Source organism: Xanthomonas sp. PPL134 (genome assembly GCF_040595915.1).
GTDB classification, from domain to species: Bacteria; Pseudomonadota; Gammaproteobacteria; order Xanthomonadales; family Xanthomonadaceae; genus Xanthomonas_A; species Xanthomonas_A indica.
This window is the reverse complement of record NZ_JAMDLL010000002.1, coordinates 453683-476259: the sequence shown is the minus strand read 5'-3', so window position 1 is coordinate 476259 and position 22577 is coordinate 453683. Positions and strand designations below refer to the sequence as shown.

The 22577-nt window shown below is 69.9% G+C and carries 19 protein-coding genes; 10 read left to right on the top strand and 9 right to left on the bottom strand.

The annotated features are described in order from the left end of the window. Window positions 1-8: 8 nt before the first annotated feature. A complete protein-coding gene (locus M3U25_RS07660; protein WP_355496672.1) occupies window positions 9-713 on the bottom strand; it encodes a TetR/AcrR family transcriptional regulator in 705 nt (234 codons plus the stop codon). A 62-nt stretch (window positions 714-775) separates the two neighbouring features. Between M3U25_RS07660 and M3U25_RS07655 the strand changes: the two genes are divergently transcribed. From M3U25_RS07655 to M3U25_RS07645, 3 genes are all read left to right on the top strand, one after another. Next, window positions 776-1936, top strand: coding sequence for an efflux RND transporter periplasmic adaptor subunit (locus M3U25_RS07655; protein ID WP_355496675.1), 1161 nt, complete (start codon window positions 776-778; stop codon window positions 1934-1936). 6 nt (window positions 1937-1942) lie between these two features. Continuing rightward, window positions 1943-5065 carry an efflux RND transporter permease subunit gene (locus M3U25_RS07650; protein ID WP_355496678.1) on the top strand — a complete coding sequence of 1041 codons (3123 nt, stop codon included), beginning with the start codon at window positions 1943-1945 and terminating at the stop codon, window positions 5063-5065. Between the two features lie 83 nt (window positions 5066-5148). Continuing rightward, on the top strand, window positions 5149-5706 hold the full coding sequence (locus M3U25_RS07645; RefSeq protein ID WP_010340234.1) for an adenine phosphoribosyltransferase: 558 nt from the start codon (window positions 5149-5151) through the stop codon (window positions 5704-5706). Window positions 5707-5769: 63 nt separating this feature from the next. Here M3U25_RS07645 and M3U25_RS07640 read toward each other — a convergent pair whose 3' ends face one another. Beyond that, a complete protein-coding gene (locus M3U25_RS07640) occupies window positions 5770-6288 on the bottom strand; it encodes a hypothetical protein (protein ID WP_355496683.1) in 519 nt (172 codons plus the stop codon). Beyond that, window positions 6285-7661, bottom strand: a complete 1377-nt coding sequence (dbpA, locus tag M3U25_RS07635; RefSeq protein ID WP_355496686.1) for an ATP-dependent RNA helicase DbpA — start codon at window positions 7659-7661, stop codon at window positions 6285-6287. The genes M3U25_RS07640 and dbpA overlap by 4 nt, the downstream gene beginning before the upstream one ends. Before the next feature lie 327 nt (window positions 7662-7988). Here dbpA and M3U25_RS07630 point away from each other — a divergent pair, with 327 nt between their 5' ends. After that, window positions 7989-9884: an ATP-binding cassette domain-containing protein gene (locus tag M3U25_RS07630; RefSeq protein ID WP_355496689.1), complete on the top strand. Its 1896-nt coding sequence runs from the start codon at window positions 7989-7991 to the stop codon at window positions 9882-9884. 185 nt (window positions 9885-10069) lie between these two features. On the opposite strand, the gene M3U25_RS07625 is transcribed toward M3U25_RS07630, so the two are convergent. Both M3U25_RS07625 and M3U25_RS07620 read right to left on the bottom strand, forming a co-directional pair. Further along, complete coding sequence (locus tag M3U25_RS07625; RefSeq protein ID WP_355496692.1) at window positions 10070-10513, bottom strand: barstar family protein; 444 nt, start codon at window positions 10511-10513, stop codon at window positions 10070-10072. After that, entirely contained in the window at window positions 10510-10980 is a 471-nt protein-coding gene (locus M3U25_RS07620) for a ribonuclease domain-containing protein (protein WP_355496695.1), read from the bottom strand. Before M3U25_RS07620 ends, M3U25_RS07625 begins: the two co-directional genes overlap by 4 nt. Window positions 10981-11275: 295 nt before the next feature. Here M3U25_RS07620 and M3U25_RS07615 point away from each other — a divergent pair, with 295 nt between their 5' ends. Beyond that, window positions 11276-11887, top strand: coding sequence for a superoxide dismutase (locus tag M3U25_RS07615; protein WP_242160743.1), 612 nt, complete (start codon window positions 11276-11278; stop codon window positions 11885-11887). 453 nt (window positions 11888-12340) lie between these two features. Here M3U25_RS07615 and M3U25_RS07610 read toward each other — a convergent pair whose 3' ends face one another. The 3 genes from M3U25_RS07610 to M3U25_RS07600 all read right to left on the bottom strand — a co-directional run bounded on the left by M3U25_RS07610 (window position 12341) and on the right by M3U25_RS07600 (window position 17487). Continuing rightward, window positions 12341-13228 carry an endonuclease/exonuclease/phosphatase family protein gene (locus tag M3U25_RS07610; RefSeq protein WP_355496699.1) on the bottom strand — a complete coding sequence of 296 codons (888 nt, stop codon included), beginning with the start codon at window positions 13226-13228 and terminating at the stop codon, window positions 12341-12343. A 157-nt stretch (window positions 13229-13385) separates the two neighbouring features. Further along, window positions 13386-15638, bottom strand: coding sequence for a glycoside hydrolase family 3 C-terminal domain-containing protein (locus M3U25_RS07605; RefSeq protein WP_355496702.1), 2253 nt, complete (start codon window positions 15636-15638; stop codon window positions 13386-13388). Window positions 15639-15714: 76 nt separating this feature from the next. Further along, window positions 15715-17487 carry a M14 family metallopeptidase gene (locus M3U25_RS07600; RefSeq protein ID WP_355496705.1) on the bottom strand — a complete coding sequence of 591 codons (1773 nt, stop codon included), beginning with the start codon at window positions 17485-17487 and terminating at the stop codon, window positions 15715-15717. A gap of 422 nt (window positions 17488-17909) precedes the next feature. Here M3U25_RS07600 and M3U25_RS07595 point away from each other — a divergent pair, with 422 nt between their 5' ends. Next, entirely contained in the window at window positions 17910-19466 is a 1557-nt protein-coding gene (locus M3U25_RS07595) for an oligopeptide:H+ symporter (protein ID WP_160945994.1), read from the top strand. An 8-nt stretch (window positions 19467-19474) separates the two neighbouring features. Further along, entirely contained in the window at window positions 19475-20110 is a 636-nt protein-coding gene (locus M3U25_RS07590; RefSeq protein ID WP_017909504.1) for a rhomboid family intramembrane serine protease, read from the top strand. A 145-nt stretch (window positions 20111-20255) separates the two neighbouring features. Here the strand turns inward: M3U25_RS07590 and M3U25_RS07585 are convergent, their stop codons facing one another. Continuing rightward, complete coding sequence (locus tag M3U25_RS07585; protein WP_242160497.1) at window positions 20256-20462, bottom strand: hypothetical protein; 207 nt, start codon at window positions 20460-20462, stop codon at window positions 20256-20258. Between the two features lie 216 nt (window positions 20463-20678). Between M3U25_RS07585 and M3U25_RS07580 the strand changes: the two genes are divergently transcribed. From M3U25_RS07580 to M3U25_RS07570, 3 genes are all read left to right on the top strand, one after another. Beyond that, window positions 20679-20963 (top strand): GNAT family N-acetyltransferase, encoded by a 285-nt coding sequence (locus tag M3U25_RS07580; RefSeq protein WP_355496710.1) that lies wholly within the window; start codon window positions 20679-20681, stop codon window positions 20961-20963. Between the two features lie 103 nt (window positions 20964-21066). Next, the gene (locus tag M3U25_RS07575) at window positions 21067-21900 is read left to right on the top strand and encodes a DUF4163 domain-containing protein (protein WP_355496713.1); all 834 of its coding nucleotides are present in this window, start codon (window positions 21067-21069) and stop codon (window positions 21898-21900) included. 142 nt (window positions 21901-22042) lie between these two features. Then, window positions 22043-22573: a MarR family transcriptional regulator gene (locus M3U25_RS07570; RefSeq protein ID WP_355496716.1), complete on the top strand. Its 531-nt coding sequence runs from the start codon at window positions 22043-22045 to the stop codon at window positions 22571-22573. Window positions 22574-22577 lie beyond the last annotated feature (4 nt).

The window sequence follows — 22577 nt, the reverse complement described above, 5'->3', positions numbered from 1 at the left end:
GCGTGCGCTCAGGGCGGCGTCGCGCCGCGGTAGCGCCAGGCGGCCAGGAAGGTCGCCACCACTTCCTCCGCCAATGCCTGCTGGGTGGCCGCGTCCGGCGCCTGCCCGTTGAGCATCGCGCCGGGGTACGCGTAGCCGAAGGTGGCACCGATGAAGGCGGTGGCGGCGAGGAAGGGTGTGTCGACCTGCACGTCGCCGCGCGCGTGCAGGGATTGCAGTAGGGCGCTCAGGCGCTCGCGCAGGCGGCCGGCGCGGCGTTGGTGCAGCGACTGCAACAGGTCCGGCATCTGCGCGCTGGCCTGCACCAGCAGGCGATGCAGGCGCAGGGCGTCGGGCGCGTACAGGTGCGCCGGCACGGTCACCGCGATCTGCCGCAGGGTCGCCGGCAGATCCTGCGCGGTGGCGCTGCCGATGTTCTCGAAGCGCGCCTGCAGTTCCTCGTTCAAGGCCTCGAACACCTGCATCAACAGCTCGGCCTTGCTGGAAAAATGGTTGTACAGGCTCTGCCGGGTCAGCCCGGCCTGGCCGGCGATCTGTTCCAGCGACACCTCCAGCCCATGCTCCAGCAGCAGGGTGCGCGCCGCCGCCAGCAGGCGCGGTCGCGCCAGCGCCGGCCGGCCGCGCGGCCGCGCGGGAGTGCCCGATGCCGACGACGCGGGCGTCGCGGTCGCTGCCTGCTTATTCTTGCCGCGAAGGGTTGTGCCTCCCTTCATGTTTGTTTTTTTGTCTTTGAGTAAATTAAATGATCCTCCTCGTCGTCCCCAGGATCAAGCGCATGCCCGCGCCTCTCGTCCAGCGCCGCTGCGCGTTGCCGTTGCTGCTGTCCGTCGTCGTGCTCGCCTTCGCCGGCTGCAAGGGCGGAGGCAAGGCCCCCGCGCCGGCCACGAAGACGGTGGAGGTGGTGACCCTGCAGCCGCAGCGCGTGCCGTTGAGCGTGGAGCTGGCCGGGCGCACCGTCGCGTCGGAAGAATCGGAGGTGCGGCCGCAGGTCAGCGGCATCCTGCGCCAGCGGCTGTTCGAAGAAGGCGCCACGGTGCGCGCCGGGCAGCCGCTGTTCCAGATCGAGCCGACCCTGTACCAGGCCGCGGCCAACCAGGCGCAGGCCAATCTGGCCACCGCCGAGGCCACGCTTGCCGCCGCCACGTTGCGTGCCGAGCGCTACCGCACCCTCGGCAAGACCCAACTGGCCGCACAGCAGGACGTGGACGATGCGCAGGCCGCCTACAAGCAGGCGCTGGCCAGCCGCGACGCGCAACGCGCGGCGTTGGACACCGCCCGCACGCAGCTGCGCTTCGCCACGGTGCTGGCGCCGATCGGCGGGCGCATCGGCCGCGCGCGGGTGACGCCGGGCGCGCTGGTCACCGCCAACCAGACCGACGCCATCGCCAAGATCCAGCAACTGGATCCGATGAACGTGGACATCACCCAGTCCGGCAACCAGTTCCTGGCGCTGCGCCGGGCGATCGCCGCCGGCGGCGTGCAGCCGGCCAGCACGCAGGTGCGACTGACCCTGTCCGACGGCACCGAATACCCGCTGCCGGGCACGCTGGAATTCGCCGACCTCGACGTGGAGGAGACCACCGGCGCGGTGACCCTGCGCGCGCGTTTCCCCAATCCCGATGCGCAACTGCTGCCGGGTATGTACGTGCGCGCGCTGGTCGGGCAGGGCGTGCGCCAGCAGGCCTTGCTGGTGCCGCAGGCCGCGGTGGACCGCACCCCGCGCGGCGAGGCGGTGGCCTGGGTGGTGGGCGCCGACAACGTGGTGCGCCAGCGCGAATTCACCACGTTGCGCGCGGTCGGCGACCGCTGGCTGGTCGGCACTGGCCTGAAGCCCGGCGAGCGGGTGGTGGTCGCGGGCCGGCAAGGCCTCAGCGACGGCGCCAAGGTGACGGTGAAGACCGCCGCCGCGGCCGCGCCTGCCGCCAGCCAGGGCTGAGCCGGCATGCTGCCGCGTTTCTTCATCCACCGCCCGATCTTCGCCTGGGTCCTGGCGATCTGCATCATGGCCGCCGGCGCCATCGCCGTGTTCACCTTGCCGATCGAGCAGTACCCCGACATCGCGCCGCCCTCGGTCAACGTCACCGCGACCTACAACGGCGCCTCGGCGCAGACCGTGGAGGACAGCGTCACCCAGGTGATCGAACAGCAGATCAAGGGCATCGACCACCTGCTGTACTTCTCCTCGACCAGTTCCTCGTCCGGCCAGGCGCGGATCAGCATCACCTTCGACCAGGCGGCCAATCCCGACATCGCCCAGGTGCAGGTGCAGAACGCGGTCAACCAGGCGCTCAACCGCCTGCCGCAGGAAGTGCAGCAGCAGGGCGTGACCGTGGCCAAGTCGCAGGGCGACAGCCTGATGGCGGTGGCGATCTACGACCGCACCGACCGCATGGACAACGTCGACATCTCCGACTACCTGGTCAGCACCCTGCAGGACCCGATCAGCCGCATCAACGGCGTTGGCGAGATCAACGTGTTCGGCGCGCAGTACGCGATGCGGGTGTGGCTGGACCCGCACAAGCTCACTGCCTACCAGCTCATGCCGGGCGACGTGCGCAGCGCGATCCTGGCGCAGAACACCCAGGTCACCGCCGGCGAACTCGGCGCGCTGCCCACCGGCGCCGAGCAGGAGCTCAATGCCACGGTCACCGCGCAGTCGCGGCTGCAGACCCCTGAGCAGTTCCGGCAGATCATCCTGGCCACGCGCGCGGACGGTTCCAGCGTACGCCTAGGCGACGTGGCGCGGGTGGAGATCGGCGCGGAGAACTACCAGAACAACGCCACGCTCAACGGCCACCCGGCGTCCGGCTTCTCGGTGACGCTGTCGGCCGGCGCCAATGCGATCGCCACCTCCGACGCGATCCACGCCACCATCGAACGGCTCAAGCCTACCTTCCCGCCGGGCCTGGACGTGGCCTATCCGCGCGATAGCACGCCGTTCGTGCGGATCTCGATCGAGAACGTGGTGCACACCCTGGCCGAGGCGATCGTGCTGGTGGTGGTGGTGATGTTCCTGTTCCTGCAGAACGCCCGCGCCACGCTGATCCCGGCGATCACCGTGCCGGTGGTGCTGCTGGGCACCTTCGGCATCCTCGCCGCGGCCGGTTTCACCATCAACACGCTGACCCTGTTCGCGATGGTGCTGGCGATCGGCCTGCTGGTCGACGACGCCATCGTGGTGGTGGAGAACGTCGAGCGGATCATGCACGAGGAGCATCTGCCGCCACGCGAGGCCACCGAGCGCTCGATGGGCGAGATCACCGGCGCGCTGATCGGCATCACCGTGGTGCTGGGCGCGGTGTTCCTGCCGATGGCGTTCTTCGGCGGCTCCACCGGCATCATCTACCGGCAGTTCTCCATCACCATCGCCTCGGCCATGGCGCTGTCGGCGCTGGTCGCGCTGACGCTGACCCCGGCGCTGTGCGCGACCCTGCTCAAGCCGGTGGAGCAGGAGCGCAAGCTCGGCCGGTTCTTCCAATGGTTCAACCGCAGCGTCGAGCGTGGCCAGCAGGCCTACCAGCGTCGCCTCGGCACCGTGCTGCAGCGGCCGCGGCGCTGGCTGGCGCTGTACGCGCTGGTGGTGCTGGCGATGGTCGTGCTGTACATGCGCATGCCCACCGGCTTCCTGCCGGTGGAGGACCAGGGCCAGGTGCAGATCCAGTTCACCACCCCGGAAGGCACGCCGTTGGCCAAGACCCAGGCCCTGGGCAAGCGCATCAGCGACTATTTCATGACCCACGAGAAGGCGAACCTGACCGCGATCTTCATGGTGGTGGGCCGCAACAACGCCGGCACCGGGCAGAACGCCGGCCAGGCGTTCGTGGCGCTCACGCCGTGGGGCGAGCGCAACCGCGACAACACCGCGCAGGCCATCATCGACCGCGCCAACGCGCATTTCCGCGACGTCGGCGATGCCAAGATCAGCGTGCTGTCGCCGCCGGCGGTGCGCGGCCTGGGCCAGTCCAGCGGCTTCGAGCTGTGGATCCGCGACAGCGACGGCGCCGGCCGCGCGGCGCTGCTGAAGGCGCAGCAGCAGGTGCTCAAGGCCGCCGGCGACGATCCGCAGCTGACCGCGGTGCGGCTCAACGGCCTGGGCGACAAGGCCCAGCTGCAGGTGGACATCGACCATGCGCAGGCCAGCGCGCTGGGGCTGGCGCAGAGCGACATCAACGCGACCCTGGCCACCGCCTGGGGCGGCAGCTACGTCAACGACTTCATCGACCGCGGCCGGGTCAAGCGCGTGTACGTGCAGGGCGATGCGCCGTACCGCGCGCTGCCGGAGGACATCGCGCAGTGGTACGTGCGCGGCAGCAGCGGGCAGATGGCGCCGTTCGCCAGTTTCGCCAGCACCCACTGGACCCGCGGCCCGCAGCTGCAGCAGCGCTTCAATGGGCTGCCGGCGGCGCAGATCCAGGGCGGCGCGGCGGCCGGCAGCAGTTCCGGCGAGGCGATGCAGCGGATGCAGGCGCTGGTGGCCAAGCAGGAGGGCTTCGACCTGCAGTGGAGCGGGCTGTCCTACCAGGAGCAGTTGTCCAGCAACCAGACGCTGTGGCTGTACACGGCCTCGATCCTGTTCATTTTCCTGTGCCTGGCGGCGTTGTACGAGAGTTGGTCGATCCCGGTGGCGGTGCTGCTGGTGATCCCGCTGGGCGTGGTCGGCACGGTGCTGGCGACCACGCTGGCCGGCTTCGTCAACGACATCTATTTCCAGGTCGGCCTGCTGACCACGATCGGCCTGTCGGCGAAGAACGCGATCCTGATCGTCGAGTTCGCCGAAGCGCGGCAGCGCGCCGGCATGCCGTTGCTCGAGGCGACGCTGGAAGGTGCGCGGCTGCGCCTGCGGCCGATCGTGATGACCTCGCTGGCGTTCGTGGCCGGCGTGCTGCCGCTGGCGCTGTCCACCGGCGCCGGTGCCTCCAGCCGCCGCGAGATCGGCGTGTGCGTGATCGGCGGCATGATCACCGGCACCGCGCTGGCGGTGCTGCTGGTGCCGCTGTTCTTCGTATTGGTGCGCCGTCTGTTCCACGGTCCGGCGCGGCAGGACGCGAGCGCTGCGGCGGCGTAAGCCGTAGACCGGCGAGGCGGCCCCGCGACGCGGTGCCGCCTTGCGACTAGACTTTGCGGTTCCCCACGCCATACGACCGCGCGATGAACGATTCCTCCTGTTGCGGCGCGCCCAGCGACGCACCGGCCCACTGGTCCGACCGCATCCGCGATATCGCCGATTTCCCGAAACCGGGCATCGTGTTCAAGGACATCACCCCGCTGCTGGCCGACGGGCCGGATTTCGCCTCTGCCGTGGATGCGCTGGCCCAGCCCTGGCGCGGCACCCCGCTGGACGCGGTGCTGGGCATCGAGGCGCGCGGCTTCATCCTCGGCGCGCCGCTGGCGCACGAACTGCGCACCGGGTTCGTGCCGGTGCGCAAGCCCGGCAAGTTGCCGGCGCAGACCCTGGCCCAGGACTATGGCCTGGAGTACGGCCGCGATCGCATCGAGATCCATGCCGATGCACTGCAGCCGGGCATGCGCGTGCTGCTGGTCGACGACGTCCTTGCCACCGGCGGCACCCTGCTGGCCGCGCTGGCGCTGGCGCAGCGGATGGGCGCCGAGGTGGTCGCGGCGACGGTGCTGGTGGAACTGGCCGGGCTCGGCGCGCGGGCGCGCTGGCCCGCGGACATCCCGCTCACCGCGCCGCTGCGCTACTGACGCCGACGCTGGCGCCGCGCATGGGCGAGGCCGCAAGCGGTCGCGCCCGCGCCGGCAGCCGGTTCAATGCGGGTAGATCACGTCCTCCAGCGCCGGGTCGGCATGCGCGGCGGCATGGCTCAGCTGGCCATCGAACGGACCGACCTTGCAGATCCGCCCGTCGTCGGCGAACACCAGCTGCAGGCCGTGTTCCTGTTCCCAGTCGCAGTTGCATTCCAGGCTGATGCGCAGGCGGCCGTCGCGGTGGCGGTCGACATACGCCTCGTTGCCGAACTGCACGTGCGCCCACACCTCGGCGGGGCCGGCGATCTCCGGCGAAGGCCATCCGTACTTGGCGCACAGCGCCTGCGTGTGCCGGTAGTAGGCGAACACGTGCGGCGCGGCCGCGGCAAACACCGCGGCGTCGAGCTGCAGGAAGGTCTCGATGGCGGGCGCTGCGTCGGCCGGGACGTCGCCGGCGTCGCAGCCCACCAGCACGAAGCAGCAGGTGGCGGGCATCCACGGCACCGGCACCGCCTCGCTCCACAGGTTGCCGTCCTCGTCCGGCTGCAGCGACGCCAGGATCCGCTGCGTCGTGTTCACAGCTTGGCGACCCGGAACCGGCGGCCCTTGATCTTGCCGGCCTGCAGCTGCGCCAGCGCCTTGCCGGCGTGGGCGCGGGCGATGGCGACGTAGGAGCGGGTGGGGTAGATGGCGATCTTGCCGATCGCCGCGCCGGACAGCCCGGCATCGCCGGTCAGCGCGCCGAGGATGTCGCCGGGACGCAGCTTGTCGGTCTTGCCGCCGTCGATGCGCAGGGTCACCATCGCCGCCTGCGGCAACTGCGCCGGCCGCGCGGTCGCCAGCGGCGCGCGCGACCAGCGCAGCGGCTGGCCCTGTTCGGTTTCCAGCGCCTGCGCGCGCGCGGTCTCGCGCGGCGCCACCAGGCTCAGGGCCAGGCCGTGCTTGCCGGCGCGCGCGGTGCGGCCGATGCGGTGGCGGTAGGTCTCGCTGTCGGTCGGCAGTTCGTAGTTGATCACCGCCGCCAGGTCTTCCACGTCCAGCCCGCGCGCGGCCACGTCGCTGGCCACCAGCACGTTGCAACTGCGGTTGACGAAGCGCACCAGCACCTCGTCGCGGTCGCGCTGCTCCATGTCGCCATGCAGCGCCAGCGCCGAGAAGCCGAACTGCTGCAGCGACCCGGCGACCTCGTCGACCTCCTTGCGGGTATTGCAGAACACCACGCTGGATTCGGGGGTGAAGCGCAGCAGTAGGCCGGCCACCGCCTTCTGCCGGTAGGTGGGGTCGACCTCGAAGAACTGCTGGTCGATCTCCGGGGCGCTGTCGGCGCCCTCGACGGTGATTTCCGCCGGTTCCTTCAGCAGGTCGCGCGCCAATGCCCGGATTTCCTCGGGGAAGGTGGCCGAGAACAGCAGGCTCTGCCGGTGCTTGTCGCAGCGGCTGGCGATCTCGCGGATCGGCTCCTCGAAGCCCATGTCGAGCATGCGGTCGGCCTCGTCCAGCACCAGCGTGCGCACCCCGCCAAGATGCAGTGCCCGCTTGCGCGCCAGCTCCTGGATGCGGCCGGGCGTGCCGACCACTACCTGCGGGTCGTGTGCCTCCAGCGAGGCCAGCTGCGGCGCCAGCGGCATGCCGCCGGTCAGCACCACCAGTTTCATGTTGGGAATGCCGGTGGCCAGCTTGCGCAACTGCTTGCCGACCTGGTCGGCCAGTTCGCGGGTCGGGCACAGCACCAGCGCCTGCGCGCGGCTCAGCGCCGGATCCAGCTTGTGCAGCAGGCCCAGGCCGAACGCCGCGGTCTTGCCGCTGCCGGTGGGCGCCTGCACGATGACGTCCTGGCCGGCCAGGATCGGCGGCAGGCTCTGCGCCTGCACCGGGGTCATGCCGGTGTAACCGAGCGCGTCGATGCCGGGCGCGAGCGCCGGGGAAAGGGAGAGGGTGGCGAAATCGGTCATGCGGCATTTTAGCCGGTGAGAGGCCGGGATTCGGGAGTGGGGATTCGGGATTGGGTGGTCCGGCGAGCGCTGAGCATCGCGTTATGCCCGTTGCGCGTCGTAGGAGCGGCTTCAGCCGCGACGGGCGTGCCCGGCAAAGCTTGTCGCAATTGTGGCGCGATGCGCGCTTTTACCAGGGTTGCGATCGGCGCGTCGCAGGCGTCGGCGCCGAACCGTACCCCGCGCCGCTCCACTGCGATGCGCGCAATTCGGCGGCGATGGCCGCTGCGCAGGGAGGCGACGCGACGCTCGGCTTCGGCGAAGGGCGCATCCACGTACAATGGTGCGATGCCTCTTATCACTCTGCAGAACCTCGACTACAGCGTCGGCGGCCCCTTGTTGCTGGAAAAGACCGACCTGTCGATCGAGCCGGGCGAACGCATCGCCCTGATCGGCCGCAACGGCGCCGGCAAATCCACCCTGATGAAACTGATCGCCGGCGAGCTCAAGCCCGACGACGGCGAGGTCCGCGTGCAGCAGGGCGTGCGCATCGCCCGGCTCGAGCAGGAGGTGCCGCACGGCGCCGCCGGCAGCGTGTTCGACGTGGTCGCCGACGGCCTGGGCGAGCTCGGCCATTGGCTGGCCGAGTTCCATCGGCTCAGCCATGCCGCCGAGTTCGACGGCGATGCGCTGGGCGCGGTGCAGTCCAAGATCGATGGCGCCAATGGCTGGGCGCTGGACCAGCGGGTCAACGAGACCCTGACCCGCCTGGAACTGGACGGCGATGCCGAGTTCGCGCGGCTGTCCGGCGGCATGAAGCGCCGGGTGCTGCTGGCGCGGGCACTGGTGTCGGCGCCGGACCTGCTGTTGCTGGACGAACCGACCAACCACCTCGACATCGAGGCCATCGACTGGCTGGAAGGCTTCCTCAAGGGCTGGAACGGCAGCGTGGTGTTCGTGACCCACGACCGGCGCTTCCTGCGTGCCCTGGCCACGCGCATCGTCGAGATCGATCGCGGCCAGGTCAGCAGCTGGCCGGGCGACTGGGCCAACTACGAGCGCCGTCGCGAGGAGCGGCTCAACGCGCAGGCGCAGGAGAACGCGCGCTTCGACAAGCTGCTGGCGCAGGAAGAAGTGTGGATCCGCCAGGGCATCAAGGCGCGGCGTACCCGCGACGAGGGCCGGGTGCGACGCCTGGAAGCGATGCGCCGCGAGCGTACCCAGCGCCGCGAACTCGGCGGCAACGTGCGCATGGAGGCCGCGCAGGGCGAGTCCTCCGGCAAGAAGGTGATCGAGGCCAAGGACCTGAGTTTCGCCTTCGGCGCGCGCAGCATGGTGCGCGATTTTTCCACCACCATCCTGCGCGGCGACCGTATCGGCCTGATCGGCCCCAACGGCAGCGGCAAGACCACGCTGCTGAAGCTGCTGCTGGGCGAACTGACCCCGGACCAGGGCGAAGTGCGCGCCGGCACCAACCTGCAGGTGGCGTACTTCGACCAGTACCGCGCCACCCTGCGCGAGGACTGGAGCGCGATCGAGAACGTGGCCGAGGGCCGCGACTTCATCGAGGTCAACGGCAAGCGCAAGCACGTGCATGCCTACCTGCAGGATTTCCTGTTCACCCCGGAACGCGCGCGCGCGCCGATCACCCGCCTGTCCGGCGGCGAGCGCAATCGCCTGCTGCTGGCGCGGTTGTTCGCGCAGCCGTCCAACCTGCTGGTGATGGACGAACCGACCAACGACCTGGACGTGGAAACCCTGGAACTGCTGGAAGAGTTGCTCGGCGACTACAGCGGCACCTTGTTGCTGGTCAGCCACGACCGCGACTTCATCGACAACGTGGTGACCTCGACCATGGTCATGGAAGGCGACGGCCGCATCGGCGAATACGTCGGTGGCTACAGCGACTGGGTGCGCCAGCGTCCGGCGGCGCCGGCCAGCGCGATGGCGGTGGCCAAGGCCTCGGCCACCGCCGCGGCGACCACGCCGGTGGCGGCGGCTGCGGCGCCCGCGTCCGCACCGGCCAAGCGCAAGCTCAGCTACAAGGACGCGCGCGAACTGGAGCAGCTGCCGGCGCGGATCGAAGCGCTGGAACAGCAGGTCGCGGCGCTGACCGAGGCGATGGCCGACCCGGCGTTCTACCAGCGCGACGCGGCGGCGGTGAACGCGCACACGCAGGCGCTGAGCCAGGCGCAGGCGGACCTGGATGCGGCGTATGCGCGATGGAGCGAGCTGGACGGTTGAAGCGCCGGGGCTCGGGACAAACACCCTGGGCCTGTAGCGGTAACGAGCACGGCGGCCGCTTTGCCGAGATCAAAGACCGGATGCGTGGGCGTTGGGGTGTATCGCGTCGGGGCTGAAGCCCCTCCCACAAGGGGGTACGTGCGGCGGCCCTGTTTGTGCGAGCGGTTCGACGCAGCGCGGTCAGGTCAATCCTGCTCCGCAGGCGCTTCCGCTTCCTCGCTGCCACCCACGAACGCGACGAAGCTGACGCCGTCCTGCGCCCACTCGCGGGCCACGTCGTCGAGGATCTCCAGCAGCACGTCGAATGCCGGCTGCGCCACGCTCTGCAACTGTCCGGCGTCCTCCAGCAGCAAGGCATAGCCGCGCGGCGAGGGCAGCCAGGACAGGTCGCGCAGGCCGTCGGTGAGCGCGTCCCAGTTGCGGCCGAAGCCGGGCGGAAAGTCCAGTTGCGCGGCCAGCCGCATCAGCAGCATGGCCTTGCCGGTGCAGCCGTGCAGGTCGATCCGGCACAGCCGCAGGCCAGCATCGCGGGCCAGCGCGGCGACGCTGTCCAGGTCGCGGTTGGCCACGCGGTAGACGCCGGAGGCGGCAGGTTCGGCCAAATTCAGTGCGAACGGGAAGCCGCTCACGGCGCCGGCCTCGCACTGCCCACCTGGAAGCTGCGGAAGCTGTCGTAGTGATCGTCGCTGTAGTACCAGACCTGCGGTGGCGTGCCGCCGGTGACGATGCGGCGCGCGCCGCGATGCGACAGGCCCGGGGTATCGACGGTGTATTCGCGGTAGTAGCCGCGCGGTTGCGGCGGGAGCCGGTTCTCGCGGTTGCCGAACACGCTGCCGTCCTGGCGATGCGGGAACGGCCCGCCGCGCAGGATCAGCGCCACCGTGGCGCGCGCCTCGGGCGGCAGGAACGCCGGCAGGTCCGGCGATGCCGCGTCGGCTGCGGGCGCGGATCTGCCGGGCGCGGTGTAGGGCGCCTGTGCGGACGCGTCGAGCGAGGGCGCGAACTGCTGGTGCGGCGGATGCTGCAGCCCGCGGATGCCCCACAGCCCGCCCACCAGCAACACGATGGCGGCGATCAACAGCACGGGCTTGCGCATGGACTCTCCTGCAGGAACGGCAGCGGCGCGCGGCATGGCGCCATCGCTCACAGTATGGGCCGGCCTGCCTGTTCCGGCTCTAAACGCCGCCTGCCATGACCTTTCCGCGGGCGATTCACATCCGACTAACCGGGGCGTGGGGCATGGTAGGCGCCGATTCGCAAGGCCGGCCGGCACCGCCGCCGCGGGATGGGACGATGTTTCCCCGGCCGCGCCCTTGGTAAGGCCGCCGACCGTCCCTACCATTGCTCACGCAACGCTCGTCCTTTCGACGGCGAAAGTCCAGGAGAACCGCATGGCCTACACCCTCCCCAAGTTGCCCTACGCCTACGACGCGCTGGAACCGCACATCGATGCGCAGACGATGGAGATCCATCACACCAAGCATCACCAGACCTACATCAACAACGTCAATGCCGCGCTGGAAGGCACCGAGTACGCCGATCTGCCGATCGAGGCGCTGGTGTCCAAGCTGAAGTCGCTGCCGGAGAACCTGCAGGGCCCGGTGCGCAACAACGGCGGCGGCCATGCCAACCACTCGCTGTTCTGGACGGTGATGGCGCCCAACGCCGGCGGCACCCCCAGCGGCGACGTCGCCAAGGCGATCGATAGCGAACTGGGCGGCTTCGACAAGTTCAAGGACGCCTTCACCAAGGCCGCGCTGACCCGCTTCGGCAGCGGCTGGGCCTGGCTCAGCGTCACCCCCGACAAGAAGCTGGTGGTCGAGAGCACCGCCAACCAGGACAGCCCGCTGTTCGAGGGCAACACCCCGATCCTGGGCCTGGACGTGTGGGAACACGCCTACTACCTGAAGTACCAGAACCGCCGTCCGGACTACATCGGTGCGTTCTTCAACGTGGTCGACTGGAAGGAAGTGGAGCGCCGCTACCACGCCGCGATCGGCTGATCGCGCGCCAGCATCGCACTGGGAAAAGGCCGGGTTCGCCCGGCCTTTTTTTGTGGGTGCCAGACAGATGCGCTGGAGGTGCGGACGGGGTGTGGCTGCGAGGTAAAGAGAGGCAGCTTGGTGCGTTGCCTTCGAGCGCGTGCGCAGGGTGCTTCGCAGCGATGGCGGTCTGCGCCGCATCGGTGACCGCTTGTGTTGCTGCGTCGCCAGGGCAGCGCAAACGACGACAAAAGGCCACTTGTAGGAGCGGCTTCAGCCGCGACGGGCGTTACCGGGGATGCCCGTCGCGGCTGAAGCCGCTCCTACAACAGATGCCGCGATGCGTGACGAAAGCATGGCATTAGTGGTGCCCAATCGCTCCGGGCCGATGGCATGTCGATGCAGGTCCACCCCATCCGCCGCATCGCACGGCCGTGATCGCACGGCGCATGAACGCGTCCAGCCTGCCGTCCGCTACGGCACCGGCGGCAGCGAGACCGGCAGCGGGTCGAGCGGCTGCAGCGCCATCAGCAGGCCGCGCGTACCGGCTGCGGGCGGCTCCGGCGCCGGCGCGAACAGGCGTGCGCCGTGCACGGGGCGGAAGTGGCCGCGTTCGAAGAACACGTGGTCGGCGGCCGCCGCCGTGCCGGGCGCACGCACGGCGATCCGGTTGCGCGCCGATTCGCCGCTTACGCTGCCGTCCTCGAAGCGCACTGCCAGCGGCGCCAACTCCGGCGCGCGCGCTGCGGCAAAGAAGCCGCCCGCCAGCAACGACGGCACGTCCTCGGCGGTGGCATCGATCCATGCCATCAGATCCTCGGCCTGCTCGCGGCGGCTGGCGCCACCGTCGCGCGCAGCATGCAGGCGGGTGAAGTACAGGTTCACCGGCTGCCCATGCAGATCCACCCGCACCAGGCCGGCCACGCTGTAGTCCTCCAGCGGATGCAGCAGGGTTTCGGCTTCCTCCAGCACCGGCAGGCGGGTCAGCAGCGCGTTGCCGCGGCGTTGCGGCCGGCTCGGCGGATCGGGGCTGATGAAATGGCAGTGGTAGCCCAGGCGCGCGGCCAGCCATTGCGCCTGGTTCGGCAGCTCCGGCGTCTGCAGCACTTCCTGCAGCGCGATGGCGTCGGGATGCAGGCGCTGCAGGGCCTCGACGATCCGCTCGCGGCGCGCGTTCCAGTCGTCGCCGTCCTGCGCTTGGCGTGGATCGCCGGCGAGGGTGAGGGTGACCACGGTGATCGGGCTGTCCGGCGTTGCCGAGACCGTCGGCACCGCGTCCGCCGCCACGTGCGCGTGTGCCAATGCGGCCACGGCCAGCAACAGCCAGCCGGTGCGATGCCATCGGAAGACGCGGGGAGTCATGCGGGCGATGCTACGGCGCAGGGTCTCAGGGTTGCGTATACAGCCAGCGGTGCTGCGGCAACCGCCACACAATCGCTGCGGCGCAGGTGGCACTCGCGCACAACGCCCCGCCTCCGGCGCGCGGAGGCGGGGCGGGACCTGGACGTGGTGTCCTCGCTCAGGGCTGCAGCACGCCGTCCTTCAGGTGCAGCGGCGCGCGCGCCTCCACCTGCGTCGCCGAACGGCCGAGCAGCACCTCGTAGTCGCCGGCGGCGATATGCCAGTGGCGCTTCTTCGGATCGTAGTCGGCCAGGGTCTTGGGCTCGGCGACGATGCTGACGTGGCGGCTCTCGCCCGGCTTGAGCATCACCTTGTCCCAGCCGACCAGGCGGATCGGGGTGTGGTGGCCCTGCGGCAGGCGCAGGTACAGCTGCGGCACGTCGGCACCTTCGCGATCGCCGGTGTTGCGCACGTCGAAGCTGGCGACGACATGGTGACCGTCGGCCTGCACCTTGAAGTTGGCGTAGGCGAACGTGGTGTAGGACAGGCCGTAGCCGAACGGATACACCGGCTCCAGGCCGCGCGCGGCGAACCAGCGGTAGCCGACGTTGGCGCCTTCGATGCTGTAGTCGACGTTGCTGCCGGCCGGTTGCGCCGGCTTGAAGCCCAGGCCGGGAATCGACGGCCGCGGCAGTTGCGACACGTCGCGCAGCCAGGTCACCGGCAGGCGCCCGGACGGGTTGACCTCGCCCAGCAGCAGCCGCGCCAGGCCTTCGCCGCCGCGGATGCCCGGGTACCAGGCCTCCAGCACCGCCGGCACCTGCTGCAGCCACGGCATCGCCACCGGGCCGTTGGTCTCCAGCACCACCACCGTCTTCGGGTTGGCCTTGGCCACGCCGGCGATCAGCGCGTCCTGCTTGTCAGGCAGCGCGATATCCGGCAGGTCCACCGACTCGGCCGACCACTGCGTAGCGAACACGATGGCCACGTCGGCCGCGCGCGCGAGCTTGGCCGCCGCCGCGGGATCGTCGCCACTCGCGTAGTCGATCTGGGCGTCGGGCAGGGCCTTGCGCAAGGCCTGCAGCGGCGAGGACGGATGGAACATCACCGGGCCCGGCCAGGTGGTCGGGGCGATGCCCGGCACCGCGTTGCCGCCGTTGACAGTGACGCCGACCATCGACGAGCCGCCGCCGCCGATCGCGCCCTTGTCGGCATGGCCGCCGATCACCGCGATGCGGCGCACGTTGCGCGACAGCGGCAGCAGCTTGCCCTCGTTGCGCAACAGCACCGTGCCTTCCTCGACCACGCGCTGCGCGGCCAGGCCGCCGGCCGCGTCGTCGATCGGCTGGTGCTGCGGCGGGTTGTCGAAGCTGCCGGTGGCGATGAACGCGCGCATGATGCGCTTGACCATGTCGTCCAGGCGCGCCTGCGGCACGGTGCCGGCGGCCACCGCCATGCGCAGCGGCTGGTCGAAGTACACCGCCTTGTCGAACACTTCGCCGGCCGACTGCTGGTCCAGGCCGGCCAGCGCGGCCTTGGAGCCGCTGTGCACGCCGCCCCAGTCGGACATCACGTAGCCGGGAAACTTCCATTCCTGCTTCAGCACCTGGTTGAGCAGGTAGTCGTTTTCGCAGCCGTACACGCCGTTGATGCGGTTGTAGGAGCACATCACCGAGCCGGGCTGGCCGATCTTCAGCGCCAGCTCGAAGGCCAGCAGGTCCGACTCGTGCATGGCCTGCTCGCCGATGTCGGCGCTGTGGGTGTTGCGCCCGGTCTCCAGGTCGTTCATCGCGAAGTGCTTCATGGTCGAGACCACGTGCTGGCTCTGCACGCCGCGGATCGATTCGCCGACCATGGTGCCGGCCAGCAGCGGATCCTCGCCGGCGTACTCGAAGTTGCGGCCGTTGCGCGGGTCGCGCTGCAGGTTGACGCTGCCGGCCAGCAGCACGTTGAAGCCCTGCTGCCAGGACTCGCGGCCCATGGTCGCGCCGCCGGCGAAGGCCAGCTGGCGGTTCCAGGTGGCGGCGGTGGCGGGGCCGGACGGCATCGCGGTGGCGTGGTCGCCGGGGCGGATGTTGCCGGGATTGGTCACGCCGAGGCCGGCATCGGCCAGTTGCTGCGACGGGATGCCCAGGCGTTCGATCGCCGGCACGTAGCCGGCCGAGCCCAGCGCACCGGCCGGCTTCGGGCCGCCGTCCTTGCCCAGGCCGAAGTAGCTGTGCAGCATCTGGAACTTCTCGTCCTGGGTCATCGCCTGCACCAGCAACGTGGCGCGACGGTCCGGCGACAGGCTGCGATCGTTCCACGGGCGCTGCGCAGCGGCGCTGGCGTTCGGCGCGGAGGCTGCGCGGGCGGCCGTCGCCGGCGGCGCGGCGGAGGCGGGCGCGGCCAGCGCGAGGGTCAGGCAAAGGGATCCTGTAAACGTTTTCATATCGGGGCGAACAGCCTCTCTAAGCAGATGAAGGGAAGGCGCATCGGGGGGAGTCGGGGGAGGGCGGAACCGCGCGTCAGGACGGGGCTTCGTCGCTGCGCATGACCGGGTACAGGCGGTAGCGCTCGTCCCAGGAACTGTGGCGGCGGTAGAAGAACTCCAGCCGCGCCTGCGGATCCTTGGCGAAGGCCGCGTCGTGTTCGAGCTTGTCCTCGAACTCCGCCTTGAGCGCCGGGTCGCTGGCCAGCATCTGCCGGGCCACGTCCTCGGCGACGTAGTCTTCCATGTATTCGGCACGCTCGAACGCGCTGTTGAACTCGCCCCATTGCAGCAGCGAGTCCGGCGCCTGCGGTTCCAGCAGCGCCATCAGCAGCCGCGCCTTGGGCTGGGCGACCGGCACGAACAGCGCACCGGCGCCGACCGCGCGGGTCTCCGCTTTCCAGGCGCCGGTGACGCTGAGTCGCTGGTGGCCTTCGGAGGAGCGTGCGGCGAAGCTGGCGGTGTCGGCGCGGAAGGTCTGCACCGGCAGGGTGGCGTCATGCTCCAGGGTGCGGAAGGCGATGCCGTGCTGGCGCAGCTTGGCGCCGACCAGGGCGGCCTGCGCCGCCGGCACCACGTAACCGGCGCGCGGCGCGGCGACTTCGATGCTGGGTACGATCTGGTCGCGCAGCGGCACCCGCCAGACTTGCGGGGTGCGTTCGTCGTAGCGGGTCATCAGCGCGCCGGAGACCGGCGAGGGCGTGCGCGTGTAGGCGTAGCCGCGGAAGTCCACCAGGTGCGAGGCGTCGGTGGTGCGGTAGTCCAGCGCCACGGTCTGCCCGCCCAGCGCTTGCGCGCGCGCGTCGGCGGCCAGCGCGTCGGCGCGCCATTGCGCGCCGTGCCGCGCCACCTGCTGCAGTACCGAGACGATGGTGTTGCGGGTGATGCGCACGCGCTCGGGGTAGCGCTTCCACGAGTGCGTCTCGACCAGCATGCCGAAGCGGTTGCGCAGCTGGAAGTAGCCGTGCGAGAAGCGCGGCGTCGGCACGCCGTCCTCGAAGCCGGAGGCCGGGTCGTCGTTGACCACGAACGAGGGGTAGTAGGGCAATGGCAGCGAGCCCTGCCGCTTCAGGTCGGCGAGCACGCCGTCGCGCAGGCGCAGGCCATCGCCGCGCAGCGCGGTGTCGCCGGCGTGCAGCGGTTCCACCTGGATCGACACGTCGTGCTCGAACTGCGCGCCGTCGGTGACGTGCAGGTCCACGTACAGCAGCGGATCCCACTGCCCGACCAGGCGCAGCATCGCCTGCATCTCCGGCGCATCGGCCTTGACGTAGTCGCGGTTGAGGTTGAGGTTCTGCGCGGTGGTGCGCCAGCCCATCTGCTCGGGGCCGCGCTGGTTGGGCCGGTTCCAGGCGCCGAAGCGCTCGTGCCCGTCGACGTTGAACACCGGCACGAACAGCCACACCTGCTTGTCCAGCGCGCCGCGTGCGGCCTGGCCGTCGAGCAACTGGCGCAGTGCCAGGAAGCCGGCGTCCTTGCCATCGATCTCGCCAGCGTGGATGCCGCCCTGGATCAGCACCACCGGCAGCATGCGCGCCTGTGCGGCCGCCGGATCCAGCGCGCCGGAGGTGGACACCGCCAGCGCCTTCATCGGCCGGCCTTCCGGCGTGGTGCCGAAGTCGAAGCAGCGCACCGCGTGCGGATAGCGCTGTGCGAACGCATCGCACAGGGCGATGGTCTCGGCATAGCGACCGGTGCGCACGAATCCGCTGCGCTCGGCTTCGGTGGACAGGCCCGCCTCGCTGGCCAGCGATGGCATGCTGCACAGCAGCATCGGTAACAGCAGGGTGGCCAGCCTGGCTCGGATCATCTCGGCACCGTCTCGGGACAGACCCCCATGATGCGGGCAGCGCGCCGATTGCGAAAGCACCCTGGGGCGTGTCACCCATTCCCGAGCATGCCGCGCCGCAATTGCGCGTGCCTGTGGCAAGGAAGCGCGAGGACGTGGATGTGCGTCCACGCCCGCGCGATGACGCGGCCACGGGCGCGCAACCGCGGCCCTTCGGGTTGGGCCTGGCAGGCGCGCGGCCGGCGCCGCGCGGCTTGACCTGACGGCCAGTCGGGCGCTGCGCCACGCAACGCCGGCCGCGCGCCTGCCAGAGCCAACGCGGCATCCTCGGGAATGCGTGACACGCCCTAGCGGTTCGATTCGCCGGAACGATCGGGTAACCTTCTGAAAATTTTGCCTGGACGAGGGCCCGTGAGCAGCCAAGCCACCACGAGACACGCCGCATGAGCGCGGCGCAAGAGCGCGCCACTGCGCGCATGCCGCGGCAGATTCCGTACATCATCGGCAACGAGGCCTGCGAGCGCTTCAGCTTCTACGGGATGCGCAACATCCTGGTGCAGTTCCTGATCACCTCGCTGCTGCTGCAGGAAGTGACCGCGCCCGGCCGCGAGGCCGAGGCCAAGCACATCATGCACAGCTTCATGATCGGCGTGTACTTCTTCCCGCTGCTCGGCGGCTGGTTGGCCGACCGCTTCTTCGGCAAGTACAGCACCATCCTCTGGTTCAGCCTCATCTACTGCGCGGGGCACCTGTGCCTGGCGCTGTTCGAAGGCCATCGCACCGGCTTCTTCCTCGGCCTGGGCCTGATCGCGCTGGGGGCCGGCGGGATCAAGCCGCTGGTGGCCTCGTTCATGGGCGACCAGTTCGACCAGGGCAACAAGCACCTGGCCAAGGTGGTGTTCGACGCCTTCTACTGGATCATCAACTTCGGCTCGCTGTTCGCCTCGCTGCTGATTCCGCTGGCGCTGAAGAACCTGGGGCCGGCGTGGGCGTTCGGCATTCCCGGCATCCTGATGCTGGTGGCGACCCTGGTGTTCTGGGCTGGCCGCCACCGCTACGTGCGCGTGCCGCTGCCGCCCAAGGATCCGCACGGCTTCGCCCAGGTGGTACGCACCGCGTTGCTGCGGCAGGCGCCGGGGCAGGGGCGCCCCGGGCTGGCCCTGGCCGGCGTGGCGGTGCTGCTGGCGCTGGGCACGTTCGCGCTGGTGCCGACGCTGGGCCTGGTGATCTGCCTGTGCCTGGCGCTGGTGCTGCTGCTGGCCGGCATCGGCGGCGGCACCTGGTGGCAACTGGAACGCGCCCGCGCGGTGCACCCGGATGCGGCGGTGGACGGCGTGCGCGCGGTGCTGCGGGTGCTGGTGGTGTTCGCGCTGGTCACCCCGTTCTTCTCGCTGTTCGACCAGAAGGCCTCGACCTGGGTGCTGCAGGGCCAGCAGATGCAGATGCCCGACTGGTTCAGCGCCTCGCAGATGCAGGCGCTGAATCCGGCGCTGGTGATGCTGCTGATCCCGTTCAACAACCTAGTGCTGTACCCGCTGCTGCGCCGGCGCGGCTACGAGCCGACCGCGCTGCGGCGGATGACCGCCGGCATCGCCTTCAGCGGCCTGGCCTGGATCGTGGTCGGCAGCCTGCAGGTGATGATGGACGGCGGCGACGCCTTGTCCATCGCCTGGCAGATCCTGCCGTATGCGCTGCTGACCTTCGGCGAAGTGCTGGTCTCGGCGACCGGCCTGGAGTTCGCCTACAGCCAGGCGCCGCAGTCGATGAAGGGTGTGGTGATGAGTTTCTGGAACCTCACCACCACCGTCGGCAACCTGTGGGTACTGCTGTCCAACGCGGCGGTACGCAATGACCGCGTCACCGCCCACATCGGCAGCACCGGGCTCAGCGAGACCGCGTTCCTGATGTTCTTCTTCGCCGCCTTCGCGTTCGTCGCCGCACTGCTGTTCGGGCTGTACGCGCGCCGCTATCGCATGGTCGACCACTACCGCCCCGCCTGAGACCCCGCATGCCCTCCGTCACCCCCGTCAACCTGATCCTGATCGTCCTCACCGTGCTGGTGTCGTGGGCGGCGTTCAACAACCGCCGGCTGCTCGACCGGCTGATCCTGTGGCCGCCGGCGATCGACCGCCACAAGCAGTACGACCGGCTGGTGACCTACGGCTTCATCCACGCCGATTTCCCGCACCTGCTGTTCAACATGGTCACGCTGTACTTCTTCGGCGGACCGATCGAGGTGCTGATGGAGCGGATGACCGGCAACATGCTGGTGTACCCGCTGTTCTACCTGTCGGCGCTGGTGGTCTCGATCCTGCCCAGCTACCTGAAGAACCAGAAGAACCCCAACTACATGAGCCTGGGTGCGTCCGGCGCGGTCTCGGCGGTGCTGTTCGCCTTCATCCTGATGGCGCCGTGGACCGGGATCTTCTTCTTCTTCATCCCGATCCCCATCCCGGCGATCCTGTATGCCGTGTTCTACGTCGGCTACAGCATCTGGATGGACCGCCGCGGCGGCGACAACGTCAACCACAGCGCACACCTGGCCGGCGCGGCGTTCGGCGTGATGTTCCTGCTGATCATGGAGCCGTCGGTGCTGCAGCACTTCCTGGGCGAGCTGGCCAACCCGCGCTTCGGCCGCGGGTGATGCGCGGCGCGGCGGCAGCTACGTGGGAGCGTGGCGCCGCGCGATTTTGAGACGTTGAGGGAGACGCCGGGCGCGTGGGTGCGGCCGTGCACGACCGCCATTGCGCATGGGGTGGCTGCGGCGGCCGTATGGCCGCCGGCAGCGCTCAGCGGGTCTGCTGCCCGCGCAGCTGCACCTTGGCGCTGCCGATGCTGGCGTTCTCGTAGGTGCGCTTGAGGCGCTGGTAGACCTCATCGTCGAGCTGCTGGAACTCGCCGCCCTGGTGGTCGCCGCTGACCGACAGTTGGAACAGCCCTTCGAGCAGGGAGGCGTTGTGGTCGCCCTGGTCGTATTTGCTCTCGTTCTCGCTCATGCGCGTGGCTCCCTGTTGGATCGCTGCGTGATGGGAAGTGCAACTCCCATGCCAGGTTTTCGGACTGTCCTGGCGGTATCGGCCGCGCGCGGCACGACTTGAGCGGCGGGCGGCTGACGCGCCGTGTCGGCGGCGTGACGCATTGGGGCAGGTGCTTCACATGGCCGCGGCAAGCGGCAGCGGACACTGCGTGCTCCGCGCCCCGTCCATTTCCGCATGTCCGCAGCCAACGTCCCGATCGCGCACGATCCGCAACAGCGCCGCTTCACCCTGGAGGTCGACGGCCATCGCGCCGAACTCGACTACGTGCTGGAGCAGGGGCGCATGGTCATCACCCACACCGGGGTGCCGACGCCGATCGGCGGGCGCGGCCTGGCGGCGCAGCTGGTCACCGCCGCGCTGGACCACGCGCAGGCACAAGGCTGGAAGGTGGTGCCGGCGTGTTCGTACGCGGCGGTGTTCATCCAGCGGCATCCGCGCTACGCCGCGCTGCTCGGTTGAGCGAGCGGCATCGCAACGGCGCGATAATGCGCGCACTTCCACAAACATCGCAGGAACAGGGGCAGTCGACGTGAGCAGGGCAAAGACGATGGGTAATGGGCGGATGGCATGGACGGCACTGGCGGTCGCGGCGGCGCTGGCAGTGGCCGGCTGCAAGCGCGAGGAACCGGCCGCCGCACCGGCGCCCGCCGCGGCACCGGCGCAGAGCGAGGCCACCGCGCCGGCGGCATCGGAGCAGGCGCAGGCCGCGCCGCCGGAACTCAAGGACATCGTCGAACACAGCCCCAGCTATGTGGTCGGCATCACTTTCCCACCGTCGATCAATCGTTATCCGGGACTGGCCGACGCGGCCAACCGCTATGCCCAGAGCGCGCGCAGCGAACTGATGGAAGCGGTCGACGGACTCGGCAACGATCGCCCGCGCGCGCCCTACGAACTCTCGCTGCAGTTCGAGATGCTGCTGGAGCGTCCGGACCTGGTGGCGTTGAGCGCCGATGGCAGCCGCTACACCGGCGGTGCGCACGGCGAGCCGCTGGTGGCCCGCTGGGTGTGGCTGCCGCAGCAGCAGCGCATGCTCACCGCCGAGACGCTGATCCCGGATGCGTCGCACTGGAAGCAGGTGGCCGGCTATGTCGCCTCGCAACTGCGCCAGGCCGTGCAGACGCGGGTCGATGCCGAGCAGGTACCGCCGGAGGATCAGGAGGAGCAGGTGCGCAGCGCCAGCAAGATGATCGCCGAAGGCACCGAGCCGCAGGCCAGCAACTTCAGCCAGTTCCAGCCGCTGGTCGATGCGGCGGGCAAGATCACCGCGCTGCGCTTCGTGTTCCCGCCGTACCAGGTCGGGCCATACGCCGATGGCACGCAGACCGTGGACGTGCCGGCCAGCGTGCTGCGCGAACTGGTGGCGCCGGAGTACGCACCGCTGTTCGCCGCCTGAGCGTTCGCCGGCGCGCGGCTGCGCGTCGGCGTGTGCCTCCGGTGCATGGCGTCGACAGCGCGCGGGAACGCAACCCATGCCCTCGTCGTGGCGAGGCGCAATGGGTAGGATTGACGGCTACCCCACTTGCAATCGATGTCTCATGGGCAGTTTCGATCAGACCGAGCGACGTGTGGCGCATACCTGCGCGCGCTATCCGGCCTTCCCGCGCGAGCCCGCTGTGCTGGTCCGGCTGGTCAAGCATCTGTACAAGCGCGTGCATGCCAACGCCAGCGGCGTGCTCAAGGACTACGGCATCAGCCCGCCGGAGTACGAGATCCTGATGATGCTGTACGGCACGCCCGAGCAGCGCATCACCCCCACCGAGGTGGCCGAGGCCGCGGGCGAGAAGCCGGCCAACATCACCCGTCTCACCGACAGCCTGTGCAGCAAGGGGCTGCTGTCGCGCACCGCCAGTCCGGACGACCGGCGCAAGGTCGCGCTGACCCTGCAGCCGGCCGGCCTCGCCCTGATCGAGCGGCTGCTACCGGATGTGTGCGCGTTCCTCGATACGGAAACCGCGGCACTGGATGCGGGCGAGCAGCAGCAGTTGGAGGCGCTGCTGAAGAAGATGCTGGCCGGCATCGATGGCCTCGACGCTGCCGACGGCGCAAAGACGCCGGCGCTGCCCTGAGGGC

Bases quoted from the DNA above. Each gene is read 5' to 3' on its own strand.
- M3U25_RS07620 (WP_355496695.1), bottom strand. From the start codon at position 10,980: ATGCGCAAGCCCGTGCTGTTGATCGCCGCCATCGTGTTGCTGGTGGGC.
- M3U25_RS07655 (WP_355496675.1), top strand. From the start codon at position 776: ATGCCCGCGCCTCTCGTCCAGCGCCGCTGCGCGTTGCCGTTGCTGCTG.
- M3U25_RS07615 (WP_242160743.1), top strand. From the start codon at position 11,276: ATGGCCTACACCCTCCCCAAGTTGCCCTACGCCTACGACGCGCTGGAA.
- M3U25_RS07570 (WP_355496716.1), top strand. From the start codon at position 22,043: ATGGGCAGTTTCGATCAGACCGAGCGACGTGTGGCGCATACCTGCGCG.
- M3U25_RS07600 (WP_355496705.1), bottom strand. From the start codon at position 17,487: ATGATCCGAGCCAGGCTGGCCACCCTGCTGTTACCGATGCTGCTGTGC.
- M3U25_RS07585 (WP_242160497.1), bottom strand. From the start codon at position 20,462: ATGAGCGAGAACGAGAGCAAATACGACCAGGGCGACCACAACGCCTCC.
- M3U25_RS07650 (WP_355496678.1), top strand. From the start codon at position 1,943: ATGCTGCCGCGTTTCTTCATCCACCGCCCGATCTTCGCCTGGGTCCTG.
- M3U25_RS07595 (WP_160945994.1), top strand. From the start codon at position 17,910: ATGAGCGCGGCGCAAGAGCGCGCCACTGCGCGCATGCCGCGGCAGATT.
- M3U25_RS07610 (WP_355496699.1), bottom strand. From the start codon at position 13,228: ATGACTCCCCGCGTCTTCCGATGGCATCGCACCGGCTGGCTGTTGCTG.
- M3U25_RS07660 (WP_355496672.1), bottom strand. From the start codon at position 713: ATGAAGGGAGGCACAACCCTTCGCGGCAAGAATAAGCAGGCAGCGACC.
- dbpA (WP_355496686.1), bottom strand. From the start codon at position 7,661: ATGACCGATTTCGCCACCCTCTCCCTTTCCCCGGCGCTCGCGCCCGGC.
- M3U25_RS07575 (WP_355496713.1), top strand. From the start codon at position 21,067: ATGGCATGGACGGCACTGGCGGTCGCGGCGGCGCTGGCAGTGGCCGGC.
- M3U25_RS07630 (WP_355496689.1), top strand. From the start codon at position 7,989: ATGCCTCTTATCACTCTGCAGAACCTCGACTACAGCGTCGGCGGCCCC.
- M3U25_RS07590 (WP_017909504.1), top strand. From the start codon at position 19,475: ATGCCCTCCGTCACCCCCGTCAACCTGATCCTGATCGTCCTCACCGTG.
- M3U25_RS07645 (WP_010340234.1), top strand. From the start codon at position 5,149: ATGAACGATTCCTCCTGTTGCGGCGCGCCCAGCGACGCACCGGCCCAC.
- M3U25_RS07580 (WP_355496710.1), top strand. From the start codon at position 20,679: ATGTCCGCAGCCAACGTCCCGATCGCGCACGATCCGCAACAGCGCCGC.
- M3U25_RS07605 (WP_355496702.1), bottom strand. From the start codon at position 15,638: ATGAAAACGTTTACAGGATCCCTTTGCCTGACCCTCGCGCTGGCCGCG.